Annotated in this window: 10 protein-coding genes; 3 read left to right on the top strand and 7 right to left on the bottom strand. The window is 62.0% G+C overall.

What is annotated here, in order from left to right:
- Nucleotides 1-164: 164 nt before the first annotated feature.
- Nucleotides 165-1,097, bottom strand: coding sequence for a VOC family protein (locus ASE60_RS04380; RefSeq protein ID WP_057248526.1), 933 nt, complete (start codon nucleotides 1,095-1,097; stop codon nucleotides 165-167).
- Nucleotides 1,098-1,335: 238 nt separating this feature from the next.
- Here ASE60_RS04380 and ASE60_RS04385 point away from each other — a divergent pair, with 238 nt between their 5' ends.
- Both ASE60_RS04385 and ASE60_RS04390 read left to right on the top strand, forming a co-directional pair.
- On the top strand, nucleotides 1,336-3,162 hold the full coding sequence (locus tag ASE60_RS04385) for a sensor histidine kinase (protein ID WP_057248527.1): 1,827 nt from the start codon (nucleotides 1,336-1,338) through the stop codon (nucleotides 3,160-3,162).
- On the top strand, nucleotides 3,159-4,517 hold the full coding sequence (locus ASE60_RS04390) for a sigma-54 dependent transcriptional regulator (protein ID WP_057248528.1): 1,359 nt from the start codon (nucleotides 3,159-3,161) through the stop codon (nucleotides 4,515-4,517). Before ASE60_RS04385 ends, ASE60_RS04390 begins: the two co-directional genes overlap by 4 nt.
- A gap of 86 nt (nucleotides 4,518-4,603) precedes the next feature.
- On the opposite strand, the gene ASE60_RS04395 is transcribed toward ASE60_RS04390, so the two are convergent.
- Genes ASE60_RS04395 through ASE60_RS04410 form a run of 4 tightly spaced genes read right to left on the bottom strand, consistent with a single transcriptional unit; the run spans nucleotide 4,604 to nucleotide 9,905 of the window.
- Nucleotides 4,604-6,205: an ABC transporter ATP-binding protein gene (locus tag ASE60_RS04395; protein WP_057248529.1), complete on the bottom strand. Its 1,602-nt coding sequence runs from the start codon at nucleotides 6,203-6,205 to the stop codon at nucleotides 4,604-4,606.
- 1 nt (nucleotide 6,206) lies between these two features.
- Nucleotides 6,207-7,337: an ABC transporter permease subunit gene (locus ASE60_RS04400; RefSeq protein ID WP_057248530.1), complete on the bottom strand. Its 1,131-nt coding sequence runs from the start codon at nucleotides 7,335-7,337 to the stop codon at nucleotides 6,207-6,209.
- Nucleotides 7,330-8,253, bottom strand: coding sequence for an oligopeptide ABC transporter permease OppB (oppB, locus tag ASE60_RS04405; protein ID WP_057248531.1), 924 nt, complete (start codon nucleotides 8,251-8,253; stop codon nucleotides 7,330-7,332). The genes ASE60_RS04400 and oppB overlap by 8 nt, the downstream gene beginning before the upstream one ends.
- A 53-nt stretch (nucleotides 8,254-8,306) precedes the next feature.
- Entirely contained in the window at nucleotides 8,307-9,905 is a 1,599-nt protein-coding gene (locus ASE60_RS04410; RefSeq protein ID WP_057248532.1) for a peptide ABC transporter substrate-binding protein, read from the bottom strand.
- Nucleotides 9,906-10,674: 769 nt separating this feature from the next.
- Between ASE60_RS04410 and fba the strand changes: the two genes are divergently transcribed.
- The gene (fba, locus tag ASE60_RS04415; RefSeq protein ID WP_057248781.1) at nucleotides 10,675-11,718 is read left to right on the top strand and encodes a class II fructose-bisphosphate aldolase; all 1,044 of its coding nucleotides are present in this window, start codon (nucleotides 10,675-10,677) and stop codon (nucleotides 11,716-11,718) included.
- Between the two features lie 180 nt (nucleotides 11,719-11,898).
- Here fba and ASE60_RS04420 read toward each other — a convergent pair whose 3' ends face one another.
- Together ASE60_RS04420 and ASE60_RS04425 are read right to left on the bottom strand one after the other, a co-directional pair.
- Nucleotides 11,899-13,695, bottom strand: coding sequence for an ABC transporter ATP-binding protein (locus tag ASE60_RS04420; RefSeq protein WP_057248533.1), 1,797 nt, complete (start codon nucleotides 13,693-13,695; stop codon nucleotides 11,899-11,901).
- A gap of 11 nt (nucleotides 13,696-13,706) precedes the next feature.
- Complete coding sequence (locus ASE60_RS04425; RefSeq protein ID WP_057248782.1) at nucleotides 13,707-14,690, bottom strand: glycosyltransferase family A protein; 984 nt, start codon at nucleotides 14,688-14,690, stop codon at nucleotides 13,707-13,709.
- Nucleotides 14,691-14,727: the final 37 nt, after the last annotated feature.

Below are 14,727 nucleotides of genomic sequence, written 5' to 3' on the forward strand. Positions count from 1 at the left end.
TTTTGTCTCCTGGAGCAATTTCCGGAAACGGGTAAACACCCCGTCCGAGATTGCCTGTTTTCAAAGCGTTAGATTCACGGTTTCGACGAAACTGTGAACCGTTCTTCCGTACAATCCGGTGCCGAAGGCTCGCCATAACGGCGAGCCTTCTCTGCATCGACGTGTTAGTCGTCGATCTTCTGCAGGTGGCTTTCCAGAATCGGACGCAGGTGCTTGTGCTGCTGCGGCAGCTTCAGCGCCTCGCCGAGGTGAGCGAGATCCTCGTCCCGGTCGAAGCCTGGCTCGTTGGTGGCGATCTCGAACAGCACGCCCCCCGGCGTGCGGAAGTAGATCGCCCAGAAGTAATCGCGGTCGATGACCGGGGTGACCTGGTAGCCGGTATCCATCAGCGCCTTGCGCACTTCCAGCTGCTTTTCGCGGTTTTCGACGGCAAAGGCGATATGGTGCACCGAACCGGCGCCCTGAGAAGCGCGGCCGATATTCGGCATCGTCTCGAGGTCGATGACGCGCGCATCGTTGCCGCCAGGCACGATCAAACGCGTGACGCCGTCCTTGCGGTCAAGCTCCTCATAGCCCATGAACTTCAGCAGTTCGGCCGTCGCGCCTTCATCACGAAGACGGAGGGCGGCGGAGTGGAAGCCCCGGATCGCGTGATCCGCCGAGATGCCGCCTTCCGTCCAGGGCGTGCGCTGATCGCCCTTGACCTCTACGAGCGCAAAGCCGTCGCCATCAGGGCCGGCAAAGTTCAGGCGCTTCTCGCCGAAGGTTTCTTCGTCCTTGAGACCGGAGATACCCGATGCCGTCAGGCGATCCCGCCAGAAGCCGAGCGAGCCTTCGGGCACGGAGAAGACGGTGGTCCCGACTTCACCGGTACCGGCACGGCCGCGCGGCATGTTCGGGAACGGGAAATAGGTCATGACCGTGCCGGGTGTGCCGGCTTCGTCGCCGTAATAGAGGTGGTAGACATCCGGCGAGTCGAAGTTGACCGTCTTCTTGACGCGGCGCAGGCCGAGCGACTTGGTGAAGAACAGGTTGTTTTCGCGCGCATCGTCGGCCATCGAAGTGACGTGATGCAGACCCTTGATCTGATTGAGCATTGCCGTGATCCTTTCTCTCCGGCGCCACCGGGCGCTCCGTTGGGTCATAGATGCGCTCATCCGGCCGTCGGCGAAAGACGGCGACGGCCAAACGCATTGTCAACATTTCATTGACGACACCAGAGACTCGTCAACAATCATATGCCTGGCAGCGCTGCGCTTGTGACCGGTTGCGCCGATGCATAAGATCGGCTCGCGGCATGTTGCCGTAAGCACGCGAGGAGGCGCGCGGACACCTGTGAAATTTCGCCTGGCTCTTGGATTCCTGCTGTTGCCGCTGCTTGCGACCATGCTGGCCTGGAAAGGCTATGCGGTCACGACAGACAGCTATCTGCGCGAGGCGACCGCTCAAGCCACCACCGCTCTCCGGCTCGCCGTCACGGCGCTCGATGGTCACCTCAACCGCTATCAGGCGCTGCCAGCATTGATCGCCGATCACGAAGACGTTCAGGAACTGGTCACCCGCCCGCGTGATCGGCGACTGAGGGAGGCGGTGAACACCTATCTGAAAGACATCAACGCGCTGCTCCACTCCTCCGATATCTATGTCATCACGCCGGACGGCGATACGATCGCTGCCAGCAACTATGACGGGCCAACGAGCTTCGTCGGCCAGAACTTCAGTTACCGGCCCTATTTCCAGGAAGCGCTTCGCGGACAGCAGTCGCGGTTCTATGCGCTTGGCACCACATCGCTGAAGCGCGGCTACTATTTCGGCTCGCCAATCCAGATCGGCGACGAAATCCGCGGCGTTATCGTCTTCAAGGTCGATGTCGAAAGCATCGAAGCCTCGTGGCAGGGTGGGGAATACAGGATCTTCGTTTCCGATCCCGAAGGCATCATCTTCATGTCCGGGGACCCGGACTGGCTCTATTCCTCTATCCTGCCGCTGACCTCAGACCGCCGCGCGCGCACCGAAGCCTCGAGGCGGTACGCCGACGCCACCCTGCGTCCGCTGCCCATGGCAGAGAGCAACGCGTCCGACCACCGCTTCATGACCGTCTCCTCCGGCGGTTCGAGCCGCGAATACCTCGTGCTCTCCCAATATATGCCGGATGCCGACTGGACCGTGAACGTACTGGTGGATACGGCCTCTGCCTATACGCAAGCGCTGACCACCGTCGCCGCCGCGCTGCTGTTGATCTGTCTTGCCGGCCTTGGCGTGGCCATTGTTCTGCAGCGGCGTGCGCGGCTCAACGAACGCATTTCAATGCAGGCAGAAGCGCAGGTCGAACTCGAACGCCGTGTCGACGAACGCACCGCCGACCTCGCGCGCGTCAATACCCAGATCGAGGAGGAGATCGCCGAACGTCGCCTGACGGAACAGCAGTTGCGCCGCACACAGGCCGACCTGATCCAGGCAGGCAAACTGGCAGGTCTCGGCCAAATGTCCGCGGCGCTTTCGCACGAATTCAACCAGCCACTTGCCGCCGCCAAGACCTATGCCGACAGCGCGGCCCTGCTGATCGAACGTGGTCGCTCCGACGAGGCGACCGACAATATCCGCCGGATCTCCGGGCTCGTCGACCGCATGGCGGCGATCAGCAAGCATCTGCGAAATTTCGCCCGCAAACCGAATGAGAAGCTTGGGCCGGTTCCGGTCGAAGAGGTGGTGCGCGATACGATGGAGATCGTATCGGTTCGGCTGAAGGCCGCAGCGGCAACCATCGACATCGATCTCGGCGATAAACCGCTCGTCGTCCGTGCCGGCTCAGTCCGCCTGCAGCAGGTGCTCGTCAACATCATCTCCAATGCGGCCGATGCGGTCGAGGGGCTTGATGACCGGACCATTCGCCTTCGCGCCCGACAGGAAGACCACAAGGTGGTGCTGACGGTCAGCGATCGGGGACCTGGCATCGCGCCGGCGATTGCCGAGCGTATCTTCGATCCGTTCTTTTCCACAAAGGGCGTCGGCAAGGGGCTGGGCCTTGGCCTTTCGATTTCCTATAACATTATCAAGGATTTCGGTGGCAGTCTTATCGCAACCAACCTTGCGGAAGGCGGCGCCGAGTTCCGGATCGAACTTGCCGCTGAAAACAGCAATGCCCGGGAGGCTGCCGAATGATCGAAAGCCGGATCCTGCTCGTCGACGACGAAGAGGAGGTGCGCCATTCGAGCGCGCAGGCGCTGGAACTGGCGGGTTTCCGCGTCGATGTCTTCGCCGCAGCCGAATGTGCCCTGGAATTCATCAGCTACAGCTTCGCCGGTGTCGTCATCAGCGACATCCGCATGCCCGGCATGGACGGCATGACGCTGCTACAACGCATCCGAGAGATCGATGCCGAGGTGCCGGTCATCCTCGTCACCGGCCATGGCGACGTTCAGCTTGCCGTGCGCGCGATGCGCGAAGGCGCCTATGATTTCGTCGAGAAGCCGTTTGCGGCACAGATGCTCGCTGGCACCATTCGCCGGGCGTTGGACTGGCGCGCGCTCGTTCTGGAAAACCGCCGGCTGAAAGCCGTCGCCGGCAAACGCGACGACATCGAGCAGCGGCTCCCCGGCCGCAGCCAGGTCATGGTCGATCTGCGCTATCGTATCCGCGCCATCGGCGCAGCCGACGCGGACACGCTGATCATCGGCGATACCGGCGTCGGCAAGGAGGTGCTGGCCCGCACGCTGCATGATCTCAGCGCTCGCGCCAACAGCCCGTTCATCGCCATCAACTGCGCGGCCCTGCCGGAGAACCTGATCGAGAGCGAACTCTTCGGCCACGAGCCCGGCGCCTTTCCCGGCGCCATTCGTCCGCGCTACGGCAAATTCGAGCATGGTCGCGGCGGCACCATCCTGCTCGACGAGATCGGCTCGATGCCGTTCGACCTTCAGGCAAAATTCCTGCGCGTCCTCCAGGAACGCGTCATCACCCGCCTCGGATCGAACGAAGTCGTACCGCTCGATGTGCGCTTCATCGCCACCAGCAAGGTCGATCTCGAAAGGGAAGTTGCCGCGGGGCGCTTCCGCGCCGATCTGCTCTACCGCCTCAACGTCGCAACGCTTCGGGTTCCCTCGCTCGCCCAGCGCCGCGCCGATATCCCGCTGCTCTTCCTGCAACTGGTAAGGGAATCTGCGGCACGCTATGGCCGCGATGAAGTCGAGGTCTCGCAAGCCATGCTGGCGGAAATGGCGGAGCGCGACTGGCCGGGCAATGTGCGCGAACTGCGCAACGCCGCCGAGCGGCTGGTGCTCGGGCTTGATTCAGCACCGCTCGATGCCGCGAAGGAAGAGAGCGGCCGGCTTGCCGACAAGGTGGCAGCCTATGAAAAGGGTCTCATCGCCAGCGCCATTGCCGCGCATGGCGGCGCCCTGAAGCCGGTCTACGAGTCTCTCGGCATTTCGCGCAAGACGCTCTACGAGAAAATGCAGAAGTTCGGGCTCGACAAGAAGCTTGTCGCTGCAGATTTCCCGGCCGATGGCGAACTCTGATCAGAGCCCGCGCCGAAACCGCAAGTGCCCGGAATAAAGCAGGGACGCGATCGCTCGCGTCCCTGTCAACTGCGGTATCGGCCGGCTCAGACGTTGAAGGCTGCGCCGATCAGCGTCTTGGTATAGGGCTGCTTCGCCGCCTCGAAGATCGCGTCCGTTTCGCCTTCCTCGACGATCTTGCCGTTCTTCATGACGATCACATAGTCCGACATCGCCTTCACCACCGAAAGATCGTGGCTGATGAAGATGTAGGAGAGCCCATGCGAGCGCTGCAGGTCGCGCAGGAGTTCGATCACCTGACCCTGAACCGAGCGGTCGAGCGCCGAGGTCGGTTCGTCGAGAATGACGACCTTGGGCTTCAGGATCATTGCGCGGGCGATCGCGATGCGCTGCCGCTGGCCGCCCGAGAACTCGTGCGGGTAGCGGTTGCGGGACGCAGGGTCGAGCCCCACTTCCTTCAGCGCTTCTGACGCCCGGCGGTCGCGATCGGCACGGCTGAGCTCGGGCTCGTGCACTTGCAGGCCTTCGGTGATGATCTCACCGACGGTGCGCCGGGGTGAAAGCGAGCCGTACGGATCCTGGAAGACGAGTTGCAACGTGCGACGCAGCGGCCGCATCTGCCCGCGGTCGAAGCCGGAAATATCCGTCGTCCCGAAACGATAGTAGCCGCTGCTCGGCAGAAGCCTTAGAAGCGCACGACCGAGCGTCGACTTGCCGGAACCGGACTCGCCGACGACGCCGATCGTCTGCCCCTCTTGCAGGCGCAGATTGACGTTGTCCACCGCACGGAAGACAGACTTCCCACCCCGGAAAAGCCCGCCGCCGATCTGATAGTCGACACAGACGTCGCGGCCTTCGAGAATGATCGGCGCGCTGTCGGCCGGCGACGCCTTGCGGCCGCTCGGCTCGGCCGCGAGCAGCATCTTCGTGTAGTCGGCCTGCGGCCGCTCGAAGATGTCAGCCGTCGTGCCTCTCTCCACCACTTCGCCGCGACGCATCACCGCAACGCGGTCCGCGAAGTGCTTGACGATGCCGAGGTCGTGCGTGATCAGCACGATCGCCATGCCGAAGCGCTTCTGCAGCGACTTGAGCAGATCAAGGATCTGCGCCTGGATCGTCACGTCGAGCGCCGTCGTCGGTTCGTCCGCGATCAGGAGATCCGGGTCGTTGGCAAGCGCCATGGCGATCATCACGCGCTGACGCTGGCCACCCGAAAGTTCATGCGGATAGCTGTCGATGCGGCGCCCAGGTTCCGGGATGCCGACGAGCTCGAGCAGTTCAAGCACGCGCGCCCGCGCCTGTTTGAACGTGCCGCCCCGATGGTGCACGATCGGCTCGGCGATCTGGCGGCCGACGGGATAGAGCGGATCGAGCGAGGTCATCGGCTCCTGGAAGATCATGGTGACCTTCGCACCGCGCACCTCGTTCAGCGCCTTGGGCGGCAGGCCCACAAGCTCCTGGCCGCGGTAACGCGCGGAGCCGGTGACCTCACCGTTCTTGGCGAGCAGGCCCATGATGCCCATCATCGTCTGGCTCTTGCCGGAGCCGGACTCGCCGACGACCGCAAGCGTTTCACCGGTACGGACGTCGAGATCGATGCCCTTGACCGCTTCCACCGTGCCATCAGGCGTCGAGAAGTTCACCTTGAGGCCGCGAACGGCCAGGATGGTTTCCTTGGTATCTGCCATGTCAGCGATCCTTCGGGTCGAGCGCGTCGCGCAGGCCGTCGCCAACGAAATTCAGCGAGAACAGCGTCAGGACAAAGAAGATGGCCGGGAAGATGAGCAGCCACGGCGCCGACTGGATGTTGTTTGCGCCTTCCGAGATCAGCGCTCCCCAGCTCGTCAGCGGCGCCTGAACGCCGAGGCCAAGGAAGGAGAGGAAGCTCTCGAGCAGGATCACCTTGGGCACGACGACGGTCACGAAAACGATGACCGGACCGATCGTATTGGGGATGATGTGCCGGCGGATGATCTGCCAATCGGTCAGGCCGAGTGCCTGCGCGGCGCCGACGAACTCGCGCCGCTTGAGCGCAAGCGTCTGGCCGCGCACGATACGGGCCATGTCGAGCCATTCCACCGCCCCGATCACCAGGAAGATCAGGATGAACGAGCGACCGAAGAACACGACGAGAACGACGACGAGGAAGACGAAGGGCAGAGAATACATGATCTCCACCAGTCGCATCATGACGTTGTCGACGCGGCCGCCGATATAGCCCGATGTCGCGCCGTAGACGACGCCGATGCCGAGCGAAACGAGGCTCGCCAGCAGGCCGACGGCTATCGAGATCTGGCCACCGAGCATGACGCGGACCAGAAGATCGCGACCGTTGGAATCGGTGCCGAAGGGGAAGTATTCCCGGTCGACCTGACCGGTCACTTTCAGCGTGCGGCCGTCATCTTCCGTTGCCACCACCTGGGTGTCGCGGAACTCGTTGGCGCGATCGAAATAGCGCGTTGCGCGCGCATCGATCGGCTGTTCCGAGGTGATCGTCGCGGTGAAGGTCTCACCCTCGAGATTGAACTCCTTGAGCGTGACGCGGGCGCGGGTCGCGATGCCTTCCATCACCCCCTGCAACGTCGAAACGTCGGGCCGCGGCTCGAGGCTGGGGGCTTTCGTGACGTATGACGGAAACACCTGGTCATAGGTATGCGGCACAAACAGCGGACCTAAGAACGAGAACAGCGCGATCAGTGCCAGCATCACGCAACCGGCCATGGCGGCACGGTTGCGCTTGAAGCGCATGGCGGCGAGCTGGAAGAGGCTGCGCCCCTTGGTTTCCGGTGTCACCACCGGGGTCTGGACGATATCAGTCATGGCGAACCCTCGGATCGAGCAGGCCGTAGAGAATGTCGACCAGGAGATTGAAAACGATGACGAAGATTGCAACGAGAATGACCGTGCCCATCACCAGCGTATAGTCACGGTTGATCGCGCCGAGGACGAAGTAACGGCCGACACCCGGAATGGTGAAGATCGTCTCGACGACAGCCGAACCGGTCAGCAGCGCCGCGGCACAGGGTGCGAGATAGGACACGACCGGCAGCATCGCGCCGCGCATCGCGTGGGTCACCACAACCGTTCGCGCAGGTAGGCCGTAGGCCCTGGCGGTTCGGATGTGGTCGGTGTGAAGCGCCTCGATCATCGATCCGCGTGTCAGGCGCGCGAAAACCGCAACCTGCGGCAGTGCCAGCGCAATCATCGGCAGGATCAGGGAGCGGAACGATCCATCACCCCAACCGCCGGAGGGAACCCACGAAAGGCCGACCGCGAATATCAACACGAGCACCGGACCGACAACGAAGTTCGGCACGGTGACGCCGATCGTCGAGACCGACATGATCGCAAAATCGAGAATGCTGTTCTGCCTGAGCGCGGCGATCGTGCCGGCAGTCACGCCGCCGATGAGAGCAAGCAACAGCGCGTAGAAGCCGAGCTCCATCGAATAGGGCAGACCCTTGCTGATCAATTCAGCGACATTGTTGTCTTTATAGACATAGCTCGGGCCGAAGTCGCCGGTCACAGCATTGCTGAGATAGTGCGTGTATTGGCGCCAAAGGGGCTGGTCGAGCTGATACGTCTTCATCAGGTTCGCCATCGTTTGTGGCGGAAGAGGACGCTCGAGGTTGAAGGGGCCACCAGGGGCGAACCGCATCAGGAAGAAGGATATGGTGACGACGATAAACAAGGTCGGCACCGCACTCGCCAATCGGCGGAGGATGAAGGAAATCATGGACGTGCTCCGGAGGCGACGCGCGGCCTGTTACCGCGCGTCGTCTCTGTTCGTTATTCGGCGATGCTCAGGAACTTGCTGAGGTGCTCGTTCGGAGCATTGTCCGCCCAGCCCTTGACGCGGCTGGCAACCAGCCACAGGTCGGCCTGGGTCAGAAGCGGAGCGATCGGCTGTTCCTTCATCAGCAGCGCTTCTGCTTCATGCATCAGCTTCGAGCGGGCTGCCGGATCCTGCTCGTCGTAGGACTTCTTCATCAGGCCGTCGAATTCAGCGTTTTCGAAGTGGCCGTAGTTGAAGGTCTTGTTGGAGCCGACGCTGAGTGCCAGGAAGTTCTCTGCGTCCGCGTAGTCCGCCTGCCAGCCGGCACGGGCAACGTTGAACTTGCCGCCTTCCTGCAGGTAGGCGTAGTGCGAGGACACGTCGAGGTTCACCAGCGACACCTTGGCGCCGAAGGTGTTCTTCCACATGTCGGCGACAGCGGTCGCAACACGCTCGTGGTTCGGGTTGGTGTTATAGCGCAACTCGATATCGAGCGGCTTGCCACCTTCGCCGTAGCCGGCTTCCTTCATCAGGGCGACGGCCTTGTCTTCACGGTCGAGCTGCGACAGCGTGCCGAACTCGGCCTTGGACGGCTCACCGTAGCTTTCGATGCCCGGGGGGACCATCGAATAGGCGGGGAGCTGCGAACCGGCATAGATTTCCTTGGCGAGGAAGTCGCGGTCGACGGCCATGGACAGAGCCTGGCGGACGCGCACGTCGCTATAGGGCTCCTGACGGGTGTCGAAGGCGTAATAATACGTCGCGAGCGACGGCGAAACATGGACCTGATCGCCGTAGGACGTGCGCAGACGCCCGATCTGATCAGCCGAGAAGTTGTAGACGAGATCCATTTCCTTGGCTTCGAAACGGCGAACCGAAGCGGCCTGGTCGTCGATCGGGTAGAAGATGACCTTGTCGAGCTTGACGTTGGCCGCATCCCAATAGTTGGCGTTCTTGACGACGGTCAGGCTGTCGTTCGGAACGTGGGCGGCGAGCGTGAACGCGCCGTTCGAAACCATGACACCCGGCTTGACGAAGTCAGCGCCGTTCTTTTCGACGCTTGCCTTGCTGACCGGAAGCGCGGTCTGGTGCGCCAGCAGTTCCAGGAAGAACGGGGTCGGGCGCTCAAGCGTGATTTCGAGCGTCTTTTCGTCGACAGCCTTCACGCCGAGCTGGTCGGTCGGCAGTTCACCCTTGTTGACCTTTTCGGCGTTCTTGATCGGGAAGAGAATGTTGGCATAGCCGGCCGCGGTCTTCGGATCTTCGACGCGGCGGATGGAGAAGACAAAGTCTTCTGCCGTTACCGGCGAACCGTCCGACCACTTTGCATCGGCGCGCAGCTTGAAGGTGTAGACCGTACCGTCGTCCGAGAGCTCCCACGTTTCAGCGACACCTGGGACGATCTTGGCAGCGGCGTCATAGATCGTCAGGCCCTCGTAGAGGTCCTTGAGGATGAACGCTTCGATGTTGATCGAGGTATGGGCCTGATCCAGGGTTTGCGGCTCACCCGCATTGCCGCGATGCAGGACAGCTTCGGCGAGCGCCGGGCTTGCTCCGATGAGCAGCGAACCGATCAGCGCGGCAGCGCTAAGGTTGAGTTTCAGTGATGCCATTTTGTTTCTCTCCTTCCCCTTGTTTTGGGTTTGTGATCGCAGGAGAGAAGTGCAAATCGTCCTCAAACGCAAGGCGGATTCTGCGGCTGTCTGCATCTTTATCTATAGGACAGAATTCCTTCTATCCTATAGGTTGTATTTCGTTTGCGATTCTTTTCGTCGCCTTTGCGACGGACGTGTGACGGAAGCAGGGCAATTTCGGGAAATCTCCTGCAACGTTTTAGGTCGGCAATTTTTGTCGACAAAACACGGCCGCAGCCACCGTCGAATCATCGACCGTGCAAACTTTGTGAATTTTGCCGGCAGTTTACGTAATGTGCGTAAAGAATGGCGCCGTTCGCCGCAATCTTCTTGCGAACCCCTCACTTCATGTAGACAGACTGTTTCCACCGCGCACTCGACCGGCATGGTGTGCAGTACGAAATATACACGCACCGGTCGCAAATGCGACTCTTGCCTTCCTCCCCTCAAAGGCACCACCAGAAAGTGAAACCAGTTCACCGGAAAGGTGTTGCATCCAGTCCACAGTAAAATCGATTGAAGCGCGTTTCGACCTCTGGCAACCTGCCTTTTGCCCGGTTGTCAAACCACTTCGATGAACTATTGTGCGCCTGACTTCGGTGGGCGCGACCAATTCGCGCGCGCTGTCACGCCGCACGGAAATTCCGGCCATCGCTTGCCTGCGATGATGTTCATGCGGCGCTTCAAGCCGGGATTGTTTTTGTGGCGCACCGGGAAGGCTGCGCCGAGCACCAAGGGAGAATACCGAATGGCATTGATCACATTGCGGCAACTGCTCGACCATGCGGCGGAGAACGATTACGCGCTGCCGGCGTTCAATGTGAACAATCTCGAATACATTCAGGCCGTTATGCGCGCCGCCGATGCCACCGACAGTCCGGTGATCCTTCAGGCAAGCCGCGGCGCCCGTTCCTATGCGGGTGATGCGTTCCTGCGCCACCTGATCCTGGGTGCTGCCGAGGAATACCCGCATATCCCCGTCTGTCTGCACCTCGACCACGGCGACCAGCCGTCGACCTGCATCTCGGCCATCACCAACGGCTTCACCTCCGTCATGATGGACGGCTCGCTCGAAAAGGACGGCAAGACCGTCGCCAGCTATGAATACAATGTCGCCGTCACCGCAGAGGTCGTGAAGATCGCGCATGCGGCCGGCGTTTCGGTCGAAGGCGAACTCGGCTGCCTCGGCAACCTCGAGACCGGCGCCGGAGACAAGGAAGACGGCCACGGCTTCGAAGGCAAGCTGTCGCGCGAGGAACTACTGACCGATCCGGACCAGGCGCTCGATTTCGTCACCAAGACCGGTGTCGATGCACTGGCCGTCGCCATCGGCACCAGCCACGGCGCCTACAAGTTCACCCGCGAGCCCGATGGCGACATCCTGTCGATCGAGACGATCGCCAAGATCAACAAGAAGCTGCCGAACACGCATCTGGTCATGCATGGCTCGTCGTCGGTGCCGAAGGATCTTCAGGATCTCTTCAACACCTATGGCGGCAAGATGAAGCCGACCTGGGGCGTTCCGGTCTCTGAAATCCAGAAGGCGATCCCGCTTGGCGTGCGCAAGGTCAACATCGACACCGACCTGCGCCTCGCGATGACCGGCACGATCCGCAAGAACTTCGCCGAAAACCCGGAGAATTTCGACCCGCGCAACTACCTGAAGCCGGCAACCGCGCTGATGACCGAGGTCTGCAAGGAGCGCTTCGAAGCCTTCCGCACGGCCGGCAAGGCATCGAAGATCCGCACGCTGCGCCTGCCGGAAATGGCAAAGCGCTACGCGGCAGCCTGATCCCGAGGACCCGCCCGCTTTCCGCTTACATCATTGAGACCACGGGAAGCGGGCGGCCTATTCCTATGAGAAACAAACCGGCGCGGCCCGTGATCATACGGCCGCGCGCCGATTTCGTTTCGGTCATCGAAGGCTGGGATCGGCCAAGCGAACTGGAGAGAACGGGGACAAGGCCCCCCCTCAAGCCCGCTGCCTTTTCGCGGTTTCGTGCTCGTAAAGCTGATCCATGCTCAAGGCGGCCACGTCGGCGAAAGCTGTCTGACCTTTCACTTGGCCGCCGCCGAGAATGACGACCTCGTCGCAGAACGAGATCGTGCTGCGGTGATGGCTGATGACGATCGTCGTGCGGCGTCCCGCTCTCGACTTCAGCGTCTCGACGATGGCCGCTTCCGATAGCCCGTCGACCGCGTTGGTGGCTTCGTCCAGGATCAGGATATCCGGATCACGCACCAGGGCCCTGGCGAGCGCGACCCGCTGCCGCTGCCCGGCCGAAAGGCTGGCACCTCGATAGCCGACGACGGTTTGATAGCCCTGCGGCAAGCCTTCGATGAAGCCATGCGCTTCGGCCATCCTGGCCGCATGCTCCACTTCGGCTGCGGTGGTCGCCTCCCGGCCATAGGTGATGTTCTCCAGGATCGTTCCATCAACCAGTTCCAGGTCCTGGCTCGCGAGCGCGATCCGGCTTCGCCATTGCACCGGGTCGATCCGGTTCAGCGGGACATCGTCGACGAGAATGTTTCCCTCATCCGGCTCGACGAAGCGGCATAGCAGATTGACGATCGTCGTCTTGCCGGCACCGGACCGGCCAATAAGCGCCGTCGAACGGCCGCCTCGGATTTCGAACGCCGCCGACTGCAGCACGACGTCTCGGGAACCCGAGCTCGGATAGCGGAAAGTGACGTCATCAAATCTGAGCCGCTGCCGCAGCCCGCTGAAAGGCTCCCTCCCCTCCGGCGGCCGCGGCTTGCCGGACGAGTCCAACAACCAATGCACCTCCTCCAGCGATCCGCTCCAGCCCTGGATCTGGCTCCAGGACAATTGCAAGGCACGCACATGCGGCTGCAAACGATAGAGCAGAACCACGAAGGCAACGATCACAGGAAAACTGATGCCGGCAGACCAGGCACTGACGACCACTCCAAGGAAGAGAGCGGAGTGGAGCGTCTCGGTCAGCGGTGGCAGCATGCCCTGGCGGGCCTGTAGTGCGAAGGCGGCGCGCCTGACCGAATCCGACGCCCCATCGAACGCGGCCTTCTCCCGCGCCTCCTGCCCGAATATCCGGATCAGGCGGCCGGCGTGGACCAGGTGGAGCATGCGTGCCGCCAGCTCGCCGTTGAAGGAGGTGACATCGCGGCTCGGCCCCGTGAGGGTTGCAGACAGGACGTAGTGTACGAGCTGCACGAGAACGAGGCCGAGCGCCACGAACAACGTCATCTGCCAGGACAACAGCAGCAGGAACGCGAGCAGGATGACGGCGGCCGCGCCATTCACAAGGGCAGCAAGTACGGTTTGTATCGCGTCGGATGCTCGCCAGGACTCGTTCGAAATGATGTTGAGCAAGCGCCCGGGATTCTCCTTCATGAAGAACGGGTAGCCGATGCGCAGCAACTGACCCGACAGTGCGCTTCGGATCGCGTGGCCAGCCTTGCCGTAGATGAAGGTTGCAAGCACCGTGTTGGCAAAAGCCAGGACGTTCTTGAGACAGATCAGCCCAAAGGCAGCAGCGGCGATGACGATCAGCCTTTCGCGATCGTCCAGTCCCGATCCGACCTGCTGGAAAAGAGAGGAGACGCCGCTCAGTGCCGCCGGATCTTGGTCGCCGGCAATAATGCCCAGCATGGGAATGATGAGGCCGATACCGACGCCCTCCAGTGCCGCGCTGCAGAGGCCGAGGACCACCACGAGCGGAAGCAGACGCATCTGGCCATCCAGTGCATTGCGCAACAGCTGCAGGCTCGGCAAGAGAATTCTGAACATCGCGGCCGTCCTCAGCGCTGGAGTTGCTCTCGGGCCCGTTGTTCGACCGGGCCCGTTGTCCGCTCGGCGACGGACAGGCTCATGAACTTGAGAGCGCCGAGCAGGTTCATGAAAACGATTGGCCAATGCGACAGGTGCAGGACGGGGTCGAACCGGGGGCCGCCGAAGACTTCCCTGATAGCCGACCGGACGGTCCAACAGAAATGCCGCAGCAACCATGGTGTCGTGCGGATATGCTTCATGCAAAGCGCGCCGTTGCCGAAACTGTAGTTGCGGTGAAGCCTCTCGATTGCCAGGCGGGTGCGTCGGCCGTGGTGATGGAAGACGAGCATGTCGGGGACATATTCGATCGGGATACCGAGCCTGTAGGCGCGCAGCAGATAGTCGGTGTCTTCGGCCGACTGCAGGGAGGTGCCGGCGCCGAAGCGTTCGTCGAATGCCCCGACACGCAGCGCAACCTCGCGATGCATCGTCATGTTGCAGCCCAAGACGAAGCCACCCGGATGAATGTCACACGTCAACCGCTCACGCGCGTTCGATCGTTTGATCGTGAAGGGCAGGTCTCTGGCATCTCCGAGTTCCACGCGGCCGCCGCGAATGATTCCGCTTTCGCCGCTTGCGTAGTGGCGCTCCAGGTCAGCCAGATAGTTCGTGTCGATTTCACAATCGTCGTCGATGAAAACCAGAATGCCGCCACGCGCGCGTGCCATGGCCGTGTTGCGCGCCGCAGCGAGGCCCGGTCGGGTATCGATGAGGTGCGTGATTGCCAGCGGGGAAGCGGAAACCATCCGGGCAATGCGTTCAGGCGTGTCATCGGTCGAACCGTTGTCAACAACGATCAACTCGCACCGGCCGGCAGCATGGGTGCCACAAACTGTCTCGATCGATCGAATGCAGGTCTCGAGCGCCGCCGCACGATTGCGCGTGCAGACGATAAAGCTTGCGAAAAGCGCGTTGCGTGCGGGGGGCGACGGCGGCCGTGGCGTCTCCACCATGTCGCTGCGTTCCGCCGCTGTCCACTTCAGGCCCTCG

It is taken from the genome of Ensifer sp. Root278, from assembly GCF_001429285.1.
GTDB lineage: Bacteria > Pseudomonadota > Alphaproteobacteria > Rhizobiales > Rhizobiaceae > Ensifer.